A 17,206-nucleotide genomic window follows, 5' to 3' on the forward strand; every position below is an offset into this window, starting at 1 on the left:
CAGCGCTGTCATATAAGCCGGGCGTGGCGCTGTCAACCGTTGGCGCACGCCGATGTCCTGCTTTCACCGCCACTGCTGGGCTGGCGCTGTCCGGCGGTGCTGTCCACGGGCCATTGCTGTTGCATCGCCGCATGGAATCGGATGACCGTGCACGAATGCCCCGCGTCGTGGCACCATCCGCTGCGGCCGACCGGCACATGCAGAGGAACCATCGCACCATGCGTAGTCGTATCGAAGATGTCGCGGCGGTTGCGGGCGTTTCGATCAAGACCGTCTCGCGCGTGCTCAACCATGAGCCCAACGTGCGCGAGGAAACGCGCGAGCGCGTGCTCGCGGCGGTGACGCGGCTGGGCTACAAGCCCAACCTTTCCGCGCGCAGCCTGGCCGGGCAGCGTTCGTATGCGCTGGCGCTGGTGTACAACAATCCCTCGCGCAATTACCTCATGGAAATCCAGAACGGCATGCTGGAAGCCTGCCACGCGCACCACTACAACCTGATCCTGGGGCCGGTGGGCATCGGTCGGCGTACCCTGCCGGACCTGTCGGCGCTGTTCGAGAATTCGCGGCCCGACGGCGTGGTGCTGATTCCGCCGCTGACCGACGATGCCGTGGTGCTGGCCTACCTGGAAGAAAACGAGATTCCGTTTGCCAGCATCGCGCCGCGCCACCCCGAGGGCATCATCGGCGTGCGCATGGACGAGACCACGGCGGTGGTGGAACTGATCGGGCACCTGGTCAAGCAGGGCCACCGACGCATCGGGCACATCAAGGGCCCGCGCGCGCACGGCGCCTGTCAGTGGCGCCTGGCCGGTTACCGCCAGGCGCTGCGCGATGCGGGGATCGAGTACGACCCGAGCCTGGTGGTGAACGGTCAGTTCTCGTTCGAGTCCGGCATCGAGGCTGCCAATGCGCTGCTCGATTTGCCCGAGCCGCCCACCGCGATCTTCGCGGCCAACGACGACATGGCGGCCGCCGTGTTCCGCGTGGCCGGGCAGCGCGGGTTGCGCGTGCCGCGCGATCTTTCGGTGTGCGGCTTCGACGACACGCCGATTGCCGGCCACATCTACCCGGCGTTGACCACGGTGCGCCAGCCCACCGACACCATGGGGCGGATCGCCACCGAACAGCTGATCGAAAGGATCCGCTCGTCCGGCGCCGGCAGCATGGTCACCGTGGACCATGCGGTGCTGGTGCGTGAGTCCACCCACGCACCGCGCCGCCGCTGAACGCTCAGCCGGCCCGGCGCGAACCGCGCCAGGCGTAGAACACGATGAACAGGTAACACAGCAGCGGCAGCAGGAACGACGCCTGCAGGCCGTACTGGTCGGCCAGCCAGCCCACCGCGAGCGGAATCACCGCGCCGCCGACGATCGCCATGACGAGCAGGCTGGAGCCCTGCCCGGTGAGCGGACCCAGCCCGCCGATGGCGAGCGCGAAAATGGTCGGGAACATGATCGAGTTGAACAGGCCCACGCTGACCACGCTCCACTTGGCCAGGTTGCCGGTGCCGAGCATGGTCACCGCCAGCAGGCCCATGACCATCAGCGCAAAGATCCCCAACAGGCGGCGCGGATCGAACTTCGCCAGCAGGAACGTACCCACCAGGCGGCCGACCAGCGCACCGCCCCAGTACAGCGACACGTAGTGCGTGGCCTGCTGCTCGGTCAGCCCCTCGCCGATGCCGGGCATGGACAGGAAGTTGACCAGCACGCTGCCGATGGACACTTCCGCGCCCACGTAGAAGAAGATTGCCAGTACACCGAACGCCAGGTGCTTGTGGCGCAGCGCGTCACCCAGCGTTCCTGGGTGCCGGGTACCTTCCACGCCGGCGATGCTCGGCAGGCGGAACATCCAGATCGCTGCGGCCAGCACGAACAGCGCAACGGCGAGCCCGAAGTACGGCAGCTGCACCGACTGCGCTTCGGCGGCGCGGTAGGCCAGCGCTTCGGCCTGCGGCAGCAGTGCCAGCTGTTCGGGGCTGCGCGGTTCGGCGGCCAGGATCAGCAGGCCACCGAACAGCGGCGCGATGGTGGTGCCGAGTGCGTTCATCGACTGCGCCAGGGTCAACCGGCTGGAGCTGGTCTGCTCCGGGCCCAGCAGCGCCACGTACGGATTGGCCGCCACCTGCAACACGGTGATGCCGGTGGCCAGCACGAACAGCGCGCCCAGGAACAGGCCATACACGTGCAGCGCAGCGGCCGGCCAGAACAGCAGCGCGCCGACACCCGCAATGGCCAGGCCGGCCACGATGCCGCGCTTGTAGCCTACGGCCGCCACCAGGCGACCTGCCGGCAACGACATCAGGAAGTACGCGCCGAAGAAGGTGAACTGGATCAGCATCGCCTGCACCCAGGTCAGCGAGAACGCGGCCTTGAGGTGCGGAATCAGGATGTCGTTGAGGCAGGTGATGAAGCCCCACATGAAGAAGATGGCCGTGACCACGGCCAAGGCCGTGCGCGTGCTCTGTACGTGGTGCCCGCGAACCGCGGTGGAAGTCTCCATTGCGTGTCCTTCTGAAGGGAATGCCAGCCATGCGGCGGCCAGACATGGAACCCGCTCGGAACGAGATTGTCCAGCGCTGTCAGACAATCGGCCACATTGCGCGACAGCGCTGTCAGCGAGCACGCGATCACGGTTTGCGCAGTTCCTTTCTGCACTGCACAACGACCGCATGGGACGAGATCGGGTGCGTCACGTCCCGCCGAAAACCACCGCAGAGGCCTGCACAGCAGCGTTTTCCGGATTTACGCACAGGCACTTTGCGCATTCGGGTGCGTCGGCAGCGGGCAATGCAACAGGAGGTTGCATGGCAGTTTGTTGACAACGCTGTCAGGCGTGGGCCCAATCCGCCCAGAACGTTGTTGGTTCGTGCCAGAGACCGTAGGACTGCCATTACCGATTTCCCTGGGGAGGGAGCGCAATGAAGACGTACAAGGCTGTACCCCGCAAGGCAATGCTCACTTCCGCGCTGCTCGCCGTGCTGGCCGGGCCGGCGTGGGCCCAGGACACCAGCCGCGATGGCGCTGCGTCGTCCTCGCAGGGGCTCGACCCCGCCACGCTCGATACGGTGCAGGTCACCGGTATCCGCGGCAGCCTCACCTCGTCCATGAACCTCAAGCGCGACAGCCAGGGCGTGGTCGACGGCATCGTGGCCGAAGACATCGGCAAGTTCCCGGACACCAACCTGGCCGAATCGCTGCAGCGCATCAGCGGCGTGTCCATCGACCGTACCTCCAGCGGCGAAGGCTCCAAGGTCACCGTGCGCGGCATCGGGCCCGACTTCAACCTGGTGCTGCTCAACGGCCGCCAGATGCCGGCCTCCAATCTCGGCAATGGCGGTGGCGGCCTGTCCGGCTCGCGCTCGTTCGACTTCGCCAACATCGCCTCCGAGTCGATCTCGGCAGTGGAAGTGTTCAAGACCACCCGTGCCGACAACCCGACTGGCGGCATCGGCGCCACCATCAACGTCAAGACCCTGCGTCCGCTCGAAGCGGCGCCGGTGGTCAGCGTGGGCGTGAAGGCGGTCAACGACACCTCCAACGACAACCTGCCGCGCACCCTGAAGGGCTCGGACTTCACCGGCGAGCTGTCGGGCATCTTCAGCGACACCTATGCCGATGGTCGTTTCGGCGTGATGCTGAGCGGCAGCTACCAGGAGCGCGACTCCGGCTTCAACCAGGCCACCGTGGCCGAAGGCTGGGCCACGTTCGAAGGCGACAACACCACCGACTGGCGCGTGCTGCCGCAGCCGGGCCAGGGCTATGCCGACCGCATCCAGAACCGTCCGGGTCCGAACGATGTGTACGGGCGCCCGCAGAACACCGCGTACAACGTAAACGGCGTGCAGCGCCAGCGCACCAACGGCCAGGCCACCCTGCAGTGGAAGCCGGTCGACAACGTGACCACCACGCTGGACTACACCTATGTGGAAAACAAGGTGCAGCAGCAGCGCAGCGAACTGTCGGTGTGGTTCAACTACGGCCCGGGCGACAGCATCTGGACCAACGGCCCGGTCGCCGCGCCGATCATCTACAGCGAAGACATGGTCAATTCGGACGTGTCGATGGGTGGCGCGCAGCTGGCCACCAAGAACACGCTGGACTCGCTGGGCTTCAACGTGGAATGGGAAGTCAACGATGCGTTGACCCTGAACTTCGACGCCCACAACTCCACCGGCGAGTCGCAGCCGGACAGCCCGTACGGTTCGGCCGGCGTGCTCGGCGTGGCCGCGTTCGTGCGCGGCAAGACCACCGTGGACTACAGCGGCGACCTGCCCATCATCAACATCGCGCTGCCGCCGGGTGGCGTGCAGGCCGCCGATGCGCTGGTCACCGGCTCGGTATTCCAGAACAGCTACAACAAGTCCGAGGTGGAGCAGTACCAGGGCCGCGGCACCTTCAAGTTCGCCGACTACTCCGCGCTGGACTTCGGCGTCGGCTACACCGACGTGAAGAACCGCTCGGCCTCGGCGATCATGCAGCGCAATACCTGGGGTGGCCTGGGCACGCCGGCCGACTACGATGACAGCATCTGGTACGCCGACGACATGGCGAAGTACTTCGATGCGTTCTCCGGCCACAGCGATCCGCGCCTGACCGGCCAGTTCCTGGTGTTCGACTTCGACCGCCTGATCAACCGCGCCGCCCAGGTCGGTACCGCCTCCGACCCGGCCTGCCCGACCTGCTACGTGGCGCCCACCGAGTACTCGCAGGACATCCGCACCAACGAGAAGTCAAAGAGCGCGTTCCTGCAGTACCGCACCACCTTCGACTGGTCGATGCCGCTGAACGTGGCGGTCGGCGTGCGCTATGAGCAGACCGACGTGGACTCCACCGCGATGGTGCGCGTGCCCAACGGGATCAGCTGGAGTTCGGCCAACGAGCTCAACATCGACTATGCCAGCGAGAGCGGCTTCATCAGCGACAGCGGCAAGTACGACTACGTGCTGCCCAACATGGACCTGAAGCTGGACATCAGCGACAGCCTGGCCCTGCGCGGCAGCTACAGCCGCAGCCTGGGCCGCGCGGGGTGGGACCAGATCCAGAGCGGGCAGTCGCTGGCCGACATCGTGCGTACCCAGGGCGGTAGCGGGTCGCGCGGCAACCCGGCGCTGGAACCGCTGCTGTCGGACAACTTCGACCTGTCGCTGGAGTGGTACTACGGCGAGTCCAGCTACGCCTCGGTCGGCTTCTTCCGCAAGAACATCAAGAACTTCATCAGCAACACCATCGTCCGCGAGAACACCGGCGACCTGCACACGCCGGTCGGTGGCGCGTACTGGAATGCAGCGCTGGCGGCGGGCTGCGGCGTGTCCGACATGCCCTGCATCCGCGATTACATCTTCACCAACTTCAACGGCCAGCCCGGCGTGACCGCCACCGGCACCAACTCGGCCGGCCAGCTCACCGGCACCATCGTCGGCCAGCCCGGCGACCCGATCGCCGGGTTCGACATCACCCTGCCGGCCAACCAGCGTTCGGACCATCTCGATGGCTGGGAAATCGCGGTGCAGCACCTGTTCGGGCAGTCCGGCTTCGGCCTGGCCGCCAACTACACCAAGGTGAAGTCGGGGCTGACCTTCGACAACCTGAGCCTGGGCGACCAGTACCCGATGGTGGGGCTGAGCGACTCGGCCAACCTGGTGGCGTTCTATGACAAGAACAGCTGGCAGATCCGTGCGGCGTACAACTGGCGCGACAAGTTCCTCAACGGCATCGGCGGCCAGGGTCCGAACCCGAACTACACCGACGACTACGGCCAGCTCGACCTCAACATCAGCTATGCGGTCAACGACCAGCTGTCGCTGAGCGTGGAGGCGATCAACCTCACCGACGAGACCATGCGCACCTACGCGCGCCACACCAACATGCTGCGCTACGCGACCCAGACCGGCCCGCGCTACATGTTCGGCGTCCGCTACAAGTTCTAAGGCCCCAAGGCGGTCTGGCGGGTCTACACTCGCCAGACCGTCCCTGCCCCGCAAGCGACCCGCCATGCCTGCAACGCCCGGCCCGATCGACGAAGTCCGCGACCTCGACCGCAGCCAGCTGCCGGCGCTGCTGCCCACCTGGACCACGCCCAAAGTCATTCGCGGGCTGGTCGGCGACTGGCCGATGGTGGCCGCCGCGCAGGCCTCGGCCGATGCCGCCGTGGCCCATCTCAAGCAGTACGACCACGGCACCCTGCCGGTGACCGCGACCACCGCCCCGCCCGACGCGCAGGGCCGGATCTTCTACAACGCGGACATGAGCGGCTTCAATTTCCGCCGTGAGCAGATTCCGCTCAAGGTGGTGCTCGACACCCTGCTCAAGTACCGCAACGCTCCCGCTGCGCCCACCATTTATGTCGCGTCCACGACGCTGGACAGCTTCCTGCCCGGCTTCCGCCAGGACAACCCGATGGCGCTCGGCGTGGACGACCCGCTGGCGAGCATCTGGATCGGCAACCGTTCGCGCATTGCCGCCCACCACGACGTGCCGGACAACCTGGCCTGTGTCGCCGCCGGGCGTCGCCGGGTCACCCTGTTCCCGCCCGACCAGGTCGGCAATCTGTACATGGGCCCGCTGGACTTCACCCCGGCCGGCCAGGCGGTGAGCCTGGTCGACTTCGCCGCGCCGGACCTGGACCGTTTTCCGCGCTTCGAACGAGCCTGGGCCAGCGCCCAGGTCGCCGAGCTGGGGCCCGGCGATGCGGTGTTCATTCCCTCGCTGTGGTGGCACCACATGGAAGGGCTGGACGACTTCAACGTGCTGGTGAACTACTGGTGGCGCCCGGTGCCGGCATGGACCGACGCACCGATGAACGCCCTGATGCTGTCGCTGCTGGCCCTGCGCTCGTTGCCACCGGCGCAGCGTCGCCACTGGCGGGCGATGTTCGACCACTTTGTGTTCGCAACGGGCGCCGACGCCACCGCGCACATTCCCGAGCACGCCCGTGGGGTGCTCGGGCCGCTGGACGAGGCGATGGCGGCCAATGTACGCAGTGTTCTACGCAAGCGGCTGGAACGGTAGCGCCGACGGTTACCCTTGACCCGGCGAATCCGTGATAATCCGCGCCGTGACCGCTCGTCACCCTGCCGGTAGTTGAAGTCCATGCCCCTGCTGTCGTCCCGCCTCAACCTGGGCAAGCTGATTCTTGCGCTCGCGCTGCTCAGCTCGCTGGTCGCCCTGGCCAACACCCTGCATGCGAGCTACCGCGTACAGCGAGAGCAGCTGATCGGCACCACGCTGGAGTCCAACCGGGTCTATGCCAGCAAGCTGGCCGAGAGCACCCAGAACTTCATACTGTCGGCCCAGCAGCAGCTGGCCTACGCCGCCATCGAGCTGGGAAAGCAGAACCATGACCGCGCCGGGCTGGAAGCCCACGCCGCGCGCCTGCAGCTGCAGACCAACAGCTTCAATTCGGTGCTGATCGTGGACCCGGCCGGCACGGTGCTGGCCACCTCGCCGCTGAGCCTGGCGCTCACCGGCATCACGCTCAACAGCCAGGGCAACAGCGAAGCGCTGAAGCGCCGCGAGCCGTACATCAGCGACCCGTACCAGTCGGCCACCGGGCGCCTGCTGGTGGCGATCTCGCACCCCATCTTCGACGCGCAGGGCCAGTACCGCGGCTACGTCAGCGGCACCATCTACCTGCGCGAACGCAGCATCCTGCAGAGCCTGCTCGGCAAGCACTACTACCGCGACGGCTCGTACCTGTACGTGGTCGACCGCAACGGCCGCATCCTGTACCACATCGAGCCGACCCGGGTGGGGCAGTTCGCGCTGGAGAATCCGGCGGTCAAAGCTGTAAGCCAGGGCCATTCGGGCGCGCAGGAAGTGCGCAACAGCCATGGCGTGCTGATGCTGGCCGGCTACGCACCGGTGCCCAGCGTGGGCTGGGGCGTGGTCGCGCAGCGTCCCACCGCCGCCACCTTGGCGCCGCTGTCGCGGTTGATGAAGGCGGTGATCTGGAACGCCATCCCGCTGGGCGTGCTGTCGCTGCTGGTCACCTGGTGGTTCGCACGGCGCATTTCGCTGCCGCTGTGGCAGATGGCGCGCAACGTGCAGAACCGCGACACCGGCATCGCCATCCGCCATGTCAGCGGCATCCGCGCGTGGTACTACGAGGCCGCGCACCTCAAGCAGGCGCTGCTGTACAGCTTCAACCTGCTGCAGGACCGGATCGGCAAGCTCAGCCGCGCCAGCATGACCGACCCGCTTACCGGCCTGCAGAATCGCCGTGGCCTGCAGGAAGGGCTGGAAGACTGGCAGGCGCGCGGGCAGCCGTTCGGCATCGTCGCGCTGGACATCGACCGATTCAAGACCATCAACGACCGCTTCGGCCATGCCGTGGGCGACGCGGTGATCCTGCGCATCGCGCAGATCATGCGCGACGACTCGCGCGACACCGACCTGCTGTGCCGCAATGGCGGCGAGGAATTCCTGATCCTGCTGCCGGGCATCGACGTCGCGGCCAGCGCCGCCATCGCCGAACGCCTGCGCCGGCAGGTGGAAGCGGAAGTGTTCGAGGAGGTGGGCACGGTGACGGTATCGCTGGGCGTGGCCCACTACCCCAGCTACCACGAGGACCCGCACCAGGCGCTGCGCCTGGCCGACAAGGCGCTGTACATGGCCAAGGAACAGGGCCGCAACCGCACCGTGGTGTACCCGGCGCCGGAGGGCCCGGCGCAGGGGTGATGGGAAGCGCGATCAGCCGCCCAGCGGGGTCAGCAGGCGTGGGCCAGTGTTGACGTCGGCCATGTAGATGCCACCAGACGCCAGCGGACCGTAGGTATCGCTCGCGCGCTGCTCGTCCGTACGCCAGGTCGCCGGCGTGCGCGGGCCGGGAATATAGACTTTCCACTTGCCATAGCCTGCTTCCTTGCCGCTGTCATTGAACGCGTAGTCGACAGGAACACGAATCGTCCAGAACGGCGCATCCTTCGCATCGCCCGTGGTCGGCGCACGGAAGGTCCAGCGCTTGGCGGTGTTGACGGTCTGCCGTGCGAAGGTATCGCGCAGCTTCTGCATGCGACGCTCGTCCGTGAGCACGCGCAGGTTCACCTGCTCGGCAACGGCATCCAGGACCTGGCCGTCGCGCCCCACCTTCACGATGACGATCACGTCGCCCTGGCCACCCATTTCCAAGGCGTATGCGGGGTAGACCGGCGGCTGCAGCTTGATCCAGGTCACCTCGTCGGTGCTGTTGCGGTCATAGCCACCGAAGGTAGCTCCCTCCAACGTCACCATGTCGTTTCCGTCGGGACCGGCCTTGGCCGACAGGCGGATCGACACCACGGTGCGCGCACGTACCGGTTGGCCGTCACGCATGACCGGCGCGAAGCGCCAGGTCAGCACCGAGCGTTCCACGAAGTCCGCAACATCGGCAGGTATCTTCTCACGCTGGTCCAGCGCAAAGGCTTCCACCTGGCCTTCGGCACCGATGTTGATCTGACCGCCCAGCACCATGCTGCCTTCGGCGGCGGCGCGCGCTTCGCTTTTGGAAATTGCGGCCGCCTGCGGCACTACCGCCATGACGCCACAGCCCAACGCTACCGCCAGTGCAACGTATAGAACAGAACGCATCGAATCCCCTCCCTGTGATCTGAGCAGCGAGCGTAGCGCATGCCGTCGGGTTCGTCATCGGCCCCCCTGCCGCGCAGGCAGGACGGCCGGATGCGCGATCAGCCGCCCAGCGGGGTCAGCAGGCGCGGGCCGTCGTCCAGGTCGGCCATGTAGAGGCCGCCGTCGGCCAGCAGGTCGGGCGCCGCGTTCGCGTCAGCCCGAGCATTGCTGAACGGCGCGCGCTCGTGCGGGCCCGGAATGTAGGCTTCCCATTCGCCATAGCGCTCCATGCGCGGCTCGCCCATGGCGTAGCGCACCGGCACCCGTACGTTCCAGGACTCGGCGTCCTTGGCGGCGCCGGTGGTCGGTGGGCGGAAGGTCCAGGTCCGTGCGGCGGCTTCGGAGGCACGCGCCAGCGAGGCGCGCATGGCGCTCATCTGCCTTTCCTTGCCGACCACGCGCAGGTTGACCTGCTCGGTGAACACATCGGCCACGCTGCCGTCGCGTGCGATCTTGAGCAGCATCAGCACGTCACCGCGCCCGCGCACGGCGTACACGTCCTTCGGGTAAATCGGTGCGGGTCGCGCGATGAAGGTGACGCGGCTGGTGCTCTCCGGGTCGTACTTCGCAAAGCTGGCGCCGGTGACGCGCACGTTCGCACCATCACCGTTCGAATCGGGCTGCTGTACCAGGCGGACTATCACCGGGGTCTGGATGGCCACGGCAGCACCATCGACCATCATCGGCGCGAAGCGCCATGCCTGCACCTGGCGGGTGACGAACGCCGCCAGGTCGGCCGGCACCTTGTCGGCGTGCGCCAGCTCGAAGGCGGTGACCTGGCCTTCGGTGCCAATATCGATCTTGCCGCTCAGCGTCATGCTGGCCTGGGCGGTCTGCCGCACTTCGCGTGCGTTCTGTGCGATGGTGTCACTGCTCGCGACCAGCCCGGTGCCGCCAACAGCGAGGGCCAAGGCCAGAAGGGGGGAATAACGCATCTCACCTGCTCCTTGTGATGAGTGTCGAGAGTACCCCACCGGTATGTCAGGGGTAAATCACGCCAGCCGGTGGGTGTCCGCGTAGGGCAATGTGTCAGGGTAGTTCCCGGCCGCGAAACATCCCTGCAACCCCTGCCACCACAGGGGATCGAACAGATGACCATGGTGTTCGCGAACCGCAGCAAGTTCTGCTGCGGGGAGTCCCATGAACGGCGCGAACCGTTCCGGAAACACATCTCGCGGGCCCACATGGAACCACGGCTCGTCGGCCATCACTTCGTCGGCATTGCGCGGCTGCGGCCACGCGCGGAACACGCAGTCGCTGACCAGGCACAGTTCATCGTAGTCGTAGAACACCGCACGCCCGTGCCGCGATACACCGAAGTTCTTCGGCAGCATGTCGCCGGGGAAGATGTTGTTGCGCGCCATGTCGGTGATCGCCTGCGCGTAGTCCAGTGCGGCGGCGCGACGCGCCTCGGCGGTCTGCTCGCGCAGGTACAGGTTGAGCGGGCGGAAGCGGCGCTGAACGTAGCACAGCGCGATCACCAAGGTGTCGCCTTCCTCGTGCACGCTGGCGGCGCACTGGGTCAGCAGTTCCTCGCGCAATGCCGGCGAGAAGCGCGATTTCGGGAAGCGCAGGTGGCGGTAGGGCTGCGCGTCCAGCAGCCGGCCCACGCGGTCCAGGTTGAACACCAGCGCGTACTTCTCTTCCACCTGGTGCCGGGTCATGCTCTTGGGCCAGGCGAAGCGGTCGCGGATCAGCTTGAATACCAGCGGGTAAGTGGGCAGGGTGAACACCGCCATGACCATGCCCGGCGTGCCCTCGGCATGCACCAGCTGTTCGTCGGGGTGGTCCAGGAAGTGACGGAAGAAGGTGCGGTAGCGCTCGGTCTTGCCCTGCTTGGCGCGGCCCAGCACGGTGTAGATCTCATCGATGGGCTTGGCCGGCAGCAGGCTGCGCAGAAATACCACCGCGTCGCCCACCGTGGCCAGGTCGGCCTGGAAGTAGCTGCGCGATACGCCGAACAGGTGCGCCACGTCACGGCGCCGGGTCAGCACCGCCTCGGCACGCAGGCCGGCGCCGTCATTGACCAGCGCGATCACGCAGGGCGAAAAGCGGTGTTCACCGAACACCCGCCCCACCAGGTAGGCGCGGCGCTCGCGGTAAAACACGGTGTCCAGCAGTTCGATGCTGCGCACCGGATGCGTGCCCCAGTGCTGCAGGTCGTCCTGCAGGCGCACGGCGATCGCCGCCGCGCAGCGCATCTGGTGCGCGTAGGGCACCTCGAAACGATAGTCGCCCAGCACCCGCATGAACGCCTCGACCGGGCGCGTGGTGGACACCGCGTAGGTGTGGCGCGCGACCGGATGGGTGATGGCGTCGGACGGTTCCACGTCCAGCGCCATGAACTCGACCTCGGCATCCACGCCTTCGGTGGCGAACAGGCGCCGCGCCAGGGTGTTGTAGAAGGTCTTGTACAGCTCGGCGTCGATCAGCGGCCCGACCAGGGCGGCGTACGCCGCGTGCACGCCCAGCCAGAGGCTGCGGCTGCCTACCGCCTCTCCTGCGGCGCGCCGCAGCGCATCCACGGTCTCGGCAATGCAGCGGTCGTACAGCCCGATACGTTCCACCGCGTCACCCTGCGCACCGCTCCAGTCCTGCGTCTCGAAGCGCACCCGCGCGCGCCGCGTGACGCTGGCAAAGCGCGCGTGATAGTCCTCGAACCCCCCGCGGACCAGCAGGGCAAGGGAGGCGGCCAACGCGACTTCATCGTGGGAATCGGCAACAGGCATGCAGGGCAACCGGAAGGACCGCCCCCATTGTGCGCCCGCGCGGCGTGCGCCGACCACCCCGGAGTGGTCGGCGCCTTTTGCACTCACATCACCAGCGCGCCTTCCACGTCCTGCACCTTGCGGCGCGCGAGCGCCAGGTTGGACTTGTTGCGGTCGAGCACCAGGTACAGGAACAGCCCCTTCTTCTTCGCTACCGGGCGCAGGATGTGGTACGCGGTGCCCAGCGAGATCAGGATGTCTTCGATGGTGTCGTTGAGGTTCAACGATGCCGCCGTCTTCATCTTCGCGCGGATCACTTCGGTGTTGCCTGCGGCGGCCACTTCCATGTCCATGCCCGAGCCGGCTTCGCCCAGCAGCATGCCGCTCTCATAGTCCACAAGCGCAACTGCCTTCGCGCCATCGATCTGCATCAGCGAGTTCAAGGTATCGCTCACTGCGTTGTTCATGTTGCCCATGCTGCACCCCGTTCTGGTTGTCGAGCCCCTAGGTTCCCTGCGGATCGGCTCGTGATCCGCTGAGTTCGGCCATGATGTTGCGGCCACATTCCTTCGCACTCCAAAGCACCTTGCCGGTCACGCAGGTCGCGTCGCAGGCCGTCATCAGCAGCAGCGGTACCGGCGTGCAGGGCAGGGCCAGCATCAGCACCTTGCCTTCACCGGCCTCCAGCATCAGGACCTCCAGCTCGCCCAGCGCCAGCTCGCGCCCCACCGCAGCTGCCAGCGCCAGCATCGCGCTGGTCATGGCAGCCAGGCGTTCGCCGTTTCCATGGGTGCCCGCCGCCGGTACCAGCGCGAAGCCGTCCACGCTGGCCAGCACCGCGCTGCGCACGCCGTTGATGTCGTCGGCGAAGGCCTGCAGGTGCCGGATCACGCGCTCACGTGTGACCGGATCCAACCGACGTACGTCGTGCCCGTCAGCCATGACCCGGTACCAGCTCGTGGACTTCCATCTCACTCATCAGCACATCCATCAGCGAAAGCCCCTGTTCGCGATTGCGTGCGTCCACCGGCATGACCGGCAGCATCCGGTTGCCCCAGCCCGCTACGGCGGTGCACGTTTCAAGATCGAATGAGGGCGCCAGGTCCAGTCGCGAAACGCCAATGACCGCCGGCACGTCGGCAGCATGCTGACGCAGCACCGCGACGTAGTCCTGGAGCTCTTCCACCGCTGCCCAGCGGGTCGCATCAAGCAGCAGCACCACGCCGCTGGCGCCCTGCAGCAGGATCGGCCAGATGAAATCGAAGCGCTGCTGTCCGGGGGTGCCGTACAGGCGCAGGCGGTCACCGTTGGGCAGGTCGATGTCGGCGTAGTCCATCGCCACGGTGGTGGAGGCCTTGTCGGCACCCGCGCGGTCGCTGTTGGGCACGTCGGTGTCCACCACCGCGCCGGCCGCGATGGCGCGGACCAGGGTCGACTTGCCACTGCCCATGCCGCCCAGCACCACGATCTTGTGTTCGCGCACGCTCAGCCCCCGCCCCGCTGGCGCACGCTGCGCCACATGCGCGACAGCAGCGTGCCGCCGCCGCCCGGGGCACGCACCGCTGGCGCATTGGACTGGAAGTCCTCCACCGCGGCGTAGCCGCACAGATACGCCGGATGCACCACGTCGCGCACGGCATCGTCCCGTACATCCAGCAGGGTGGCGCACTCTTCCACGCTGCAGGCGCGCTTGAGCAGCAGCGAACACAACCGGAAGCTGTCGTGCTGGTTGCCGAGGACGCGGAAGTCGGGCCAGCGCAGCAGTTTGACCCGTGCGCCGCGTTTCAGGCGCGCGTCCAGGTCCTGCCAGTGCGCGGGACGCTGGCCCCACTGCCACAGCAACGGGCGCAGCGGCTGCCGTGGCAGGGCCCCGGCGAGCTCCTGGTAGCGGCGTTCGGAAAGACCATGCAGCGAGAGCATGTCGAACACATCCGACAGGTCCTGCGCCAGGCTGGCGGCCGGTACTCCAACCGGCACCACCATCTGGTCCTGCACGAAGTCCAGCAGCAGCTGCGGTTCGTCCTCCAGGACCAGCGCGGCATGCCCCTGCCGCGACTGCAGGCGCTCGCGCAGCGCGCGCGTGATCGCCTTGGCCCCCTGTGCGCTGCGCGGTTCGTCGATGCTGTTGACCGCGGCCGGCATCCCCCGCAGCGCGCACTCGATGGCACTGTCGTCGAGTACGCCGCGATTGGCCCCCTGTCCCGGCCGCAGCTGGCCGTCCTGGTCTTCCACCCAGAACTGGATGCGCGGACGTTCGCGCACCATGCGCAGCGCGGCGTTGCGCAGCGCCGGCGTGTCCTTGATCACCAGCAGGTCGCACTCATCAAGATCGCGACAACTCCGCACGGTTTCGGCCGGCAATGACGCGGCCACACGCAGGCGTTGCAGCAATGCACGTTCACCCTGGATATCCGATCCGACCACGAGAACCCTGGCCATCGCCCTTCCCCTGGTTGCGCTTCCCTGCCACCCCCACATGCGTGGCGGAGCACAGCGTGCCAGAACCCTGTTGGCGGGCGTCACGTATTTGCAGGCAAAAATGGAGGTTCGTGTCGGAAATGGGATTGCCAACAAAAAACCCGCGCCGGGGCGCGGGTTTTCGATCGATCACCGCTGTGGCGGGGGTCGAACCTTACAGTGCCGCCAGGGCCGCGTTGAAGGTGGTGCTCGGACGCATCGCGGTGCTGGCCTTGGCCACGTCCGGGCGGTAATAACCACCGATGTCCACCGGCTTGCCCTGCGCGGCAATGAGCTCGGCCACGATGGCCTGCTCGTTGTCGGTCAGTGCCTTGGCCAGCGGCGCGAAGCGGGCCTTCAGTGCGGCGTCGTCATCCTGCGCGGCCAGGGCCTGGGCCCAGAACAGCGCGATATAGAAGTGGCTGCCACGGTTGTCGATGCCGCCCAGCTTGCGCGAGGGCGACTTGTCGTTGTCCAGGAACTGGCCGTTGGCCTGGTCCAGGGTCTTCGCAAGCACGCTGGCACCGGCGTTGTTGTAGCGGTTGCCCAGGTGTTCCAGCGACGCGGCCAGGGCCAGGAACTCGCCCAGCGAATCCCAGCGCAGGTAGTCTTCCTCGACGAACTGCTGCACGTGCTTGGGCGCCGAACCACCGGCACCGGTTTCGAACAGGCCGCCACCGGCCATCAGCGGCACGATCGACAGCATCTTGGCGCTGGTGCCCAGCTCCATGATCGGGAACAGGTCGGTGAGGTAATCACGCAGCACGTTGCCGGTCACCGAGATGGTGTCCTCACCCTTGCGGATGCGGTCCAGCGAGAACGCGGTGGCTTCCACCGGCGCCAGGATGCGGATGTCCAGGCCGCTGGTGTCGTGGTCCTTGAGATAGGTTTCGACCTTGGCGATGACCTGCGCATCGTGCGCGCGTGCGGCGTCCAGCCAGAACACGGCCGGGGTGCTGCTCAGGCGCGCACGGTTGACCGCCAGCTTCACCCAGTCCTGGATCGGCGCGTCCTTGGTCTGGCACATGCGCCAGATGTCGCCGGTCTGCACGGCGTGTTCGAACACCACGGTGCCGGCGTCGTCGGTGACGCGTACGGTGCCGTCGGCCGGGATCTGGAAGGTCTTGTCGTGCGAGCCGTACTCTTCGGCCTTCTGTGCCATCAGGCCGACGTTCGGCACCGAGCCCATGGTGGCCGGGTCGAACGCGCCGTGCGCGATGCAGTCGTCGATCACCGCCTGGTACACGCCAGCGTAGCAACGGTCGGGGATGACGGCCTTGGTGTCCTGCAGCTTGCCGTCGGCATTCCACATGCCGCCGGAGTCGCGGATCATCGCCGGCATCGAGGCGTCGACGATCACGTCGCTGGGCACGTGCAGGTTGGTGATGCCCTTGTCGGAGTTGACCATGGCCAGGCCCGGGCGCTTGCCGTATTCGGCAGCCAGGTCGGCCTTGATCGTTTCCTGGGTGGCTTCAGGCAGCTGCGGCAGGCGCGCGTACAGATCGCCGATACCGTTGTTGGGATCGAAGCCAGCCTGCGTGAGCACGTCGGCGTGCTTGGCCAGTACGTCCTTGTAGAACTCTTCGACGACCACGCCGAACATGATCGGGTCGGAGACCTTCATCATGGTGGCCTTCAGGTGCAGCGAGAACAGCACGCCCTTGGCCTTGGCGTCGACGATCTGCGCCTGCACGAAGGCAGCCAGTGCGTTGCGGCTCATCACGGCGGCGTCGACGATCTCCCCGGCCTTGACCGCGGTCTTTTCCTTCAGCACCACGACGCTGCCGTCGGCCTGCTGCAGTTCGATCTTCAGGTTGCCGGCGTTGGCCAGGGTGGCCGACTTTTCGCTGCCGTAGAAATCACCGCCGTCCATGTGGGCCACGTGCGACTTCGATTCGGGCGACCACTTGCCCATGCGGTGCGGATGCTTGCGGGCGTAGTTCTTGACCGACAGCGGTGCGCGGCGGTCGGAATTGCCTTCGCGCAGCACCGGGTTGACGGCGCTGCCCTTGACCTTGTCGTAACGGGCCTTGATATCGCGCGAGACGTCATCGGTAGGCACGTCCGGGTAGTTCGGCAGCGCAAAGCCCTGGTCCTGCAGTTCCTTGATCGCGGCCTTCAGCTGCGGCACCGAGGCGCTGATGTTGGGCAGCTTGATGATGTTGGCGTCCGGGGTGGTCGCCAGCTGGCCCAGTTCGGCCAGGTGGTCGGCTTCCTTCTGGTCGTCCTTCAGGAAGTCCGGGAACAGCGCCAGGATGCGGCCGGACAGCGAAATATCACGGGTTTCCACGGCAATGCCGGCGGTGGCGGTGTAGGCCTCGACGATCGGCAGCAGCGACTGGGTCGCCAGGAACGGGGCTTCATCGGTAAGCGTGTACAGAATCTTGGGCGTGTTCGACATGGGGGTCTGATGCTCTCCGGGTAACCCCCTCATTG

General features: G+C 66.8%; 13 protein-coding genes. 4 read left to right on the forward strand and 9 right to left on the reverse strand.

Annotation, left to right across the window (positions count from 1 at the left end; translation table 11 throughout):
* The first annotated feature begins 218 nt into the window (after window positions 1-218).
* Window positions 219-1,226 (forward strand): LacI family DNA-binding transcriptional regulator, encoded by a 1,008-nt coding sequence (locus PDM28_RS17275; RefSeq protein WP_070209468.1) that lies wholly within the window; start codon window positions 219-221, stop codon window positions 1,224-1,226.
* A 4-nt stretch (window positions 1,227-1,230) separates the two neighbouring features.
* Here the strand turns inward: PDM28_RS17275 and PDM28_RS17280 are convergent, their stop codons facing one another.
* On the reverse strand, window positions 1,231-2,502 hold the full coding sequence (locus PDM28_RS17280) for a sugar MFS transporter (protein ID WP_311182991.1): 1,272 nt from the start codon (window positions 2,500-2,502) through the stop codon (window positions 1,231-1,233).
* 418 nt (window positions 2,503-2,920) lie between these two features.
* Here PDM28_RS17280 and PDM28_RS17285 point away from each other — a divergent pair, with 418 nt between their 5' ends.
* From PDM28_RS17285 to PDM28_RS17295, 3 genes are all read left to right on the forward strand, one after another.
* Entirely contained in the window at window positions 2,921-5,929 is a 3,009-nt protein-coding gene (locus PDM28_RS17285) for a TonB-dependent receptor (protein ID WP_311182992.1), read from the forward strand.
* Window positions 5,930-5,993: 64 nt separating this feature from the next.
* Complete coding sequence (locus PDM28_RS17290; RefSeq protein WP_311182993.1) at window positions 5,994-7,010, forward strand: cupin-like domain-containing protein; 1,017 nt, start codon at window positions 5,994-5,996, stop codon at window positions 7,008-7,010.
* An 81-nt stretch (window positions 7,011-7,091) separates the two neighbouring features.
* The gene (locus PDM28_RS17295; RefSeq protein ID WP_311182994.1) at window positions 7,092-8,678 is read left to right on the forward strand and encodes a sensor domain-containing diguanylate cyclase; all 1,587 of its coding nucleotides are present in this window, start codon (window positions 7,092-7,094) and stop codon (window positions 8,676-8,678) included.
* A gap of 12 nt (window positions 8,679-8,690) precedes the next feature.
* Here the strand turns inward: PDM28_RS17295 and PDM28_RS17300 are convergent, their stop codons facing one another.
* The 8 genes from PDM28_RS17300 to PDM28_RS17335 all read right to left on the reverse strand — a co-directional run bounded on the left by PDM28_RS17300 (window position 8,691) and on the right by PDM28_RS17335 (window position 17,171).
* The gene (locus tag PDM28_RS17300) at window positions 8,691-9,566 is read right to left on the reverse strand and encodes an energy transducer TonB (RefSeq protein WP_311182995.1); all 876 of its coding nucleotides are present in this window, start codon (window positions 9,564-9,566) and stop codon (window positions 8,691-8,693) included.
* Window positions 9,567-9,664: 98 nt separating this feature from the next.
* Window positions 9,665-10,540: an energy transducer TonB gene (locus PDM28_RS17305; protein ID WP_311182996.1), complete on the reverse strand. Its 876-nt coding sequence runs from the start codon at window positions 10,538-10,540 to the stop codon at window positions 9,665-9,667.
* Window positions 10,541-10,597: 57 nt separating this feature from the next.
* On the reverse strand, window positions 10,598-12,334 hold the full coding sequence (gene aceK / locus PDM28_RS17310; protein WP_311182997.1) for a bifunctional isocitrate dehydrogenase kinase/phosphatase: 1,737 nt from the start codon (window positions 12,332-12,334) through the stop codon (window positions 10,598-10,600).
* An 83-nt stretch (window positions 12,335-12,417) separates the two neighbouring features.
* Window positions 12,418-12,780, reverse strand: coding sequence for a hypothetical protein (locus PDM28_RS17315; RefSeq protein WP_425507611.1), 363 nt, complete (start codon window positions 12,778-12,780; stop codon window positions 12,418-12,420).
* Window positions 12,781-12,817: 37 nt separating this feature from the next.
* Window positions 12,818-13,255, reverse strand: a complete 438-nt coding sequence (locus PDM28_RS17320; RefSeq protein ID WP_311182999.1) for a roadblock/LC7 domain-containing protein — start codon at window positions 13,253-13,255, stop codon at window positions 12,818-12,820.
* Window positions 13,248-13,796, reverse strand: coding sequence for a GTP-binding protein (locus tag PDM28_RS17325; protein WP_311183000.1), 549 nt, complete (start codon window positions 13,794-13,796; stop codon window positions 13,248-13,250). The genes PDM28_RS17320 and PDM28_RS17325 overlap by 8 nt, the downstream gene beginning before the upstream one ends.
* A gap of 2 nt (window positions 13,797-13,798) precedes the next feature.
* Window positions 13,799-14,752, reverse strand: coding sequence for a hypothetical protein (locus tag PDM28_RS17330; RefSeq protein ID WP_311183001.1), 954 nt, complete (start codon window positions 14,750-14,752; stop codon window positions 13,799-13,801).
* A 193-nt stretch (window positions 14,753-14,945) separates the two neighbouring features.
* Window positions 14,946-17,171 carry an NADP-dependent isocitrate dehydrogenase gene (locus PDM28_RS17335; protein ID WP_311183002.1) on the reverse strand — a complete coding sequence of 742 codons (2,226 nt, stop codon included), beginning with the start codon at window positions 17,169-17,171 and terminating at the stop codon, window positions 14,946-14,948.
* Window positions 17,172-17,206: the final 35 nt, after the last annotated feature.

Origin of the sequence: Stenotrophomonas aracearum, assembly GCF_031834615.1 — a bacterium.
GTDB classification, from domain to species: domain Bacteria; phylum Pseudomonadota; class Gammaproteobacteria; order Xanthomonadales; family Xanthomonadaceae; genus Stenotrophomonas; species Stenotrophomonas aracearum.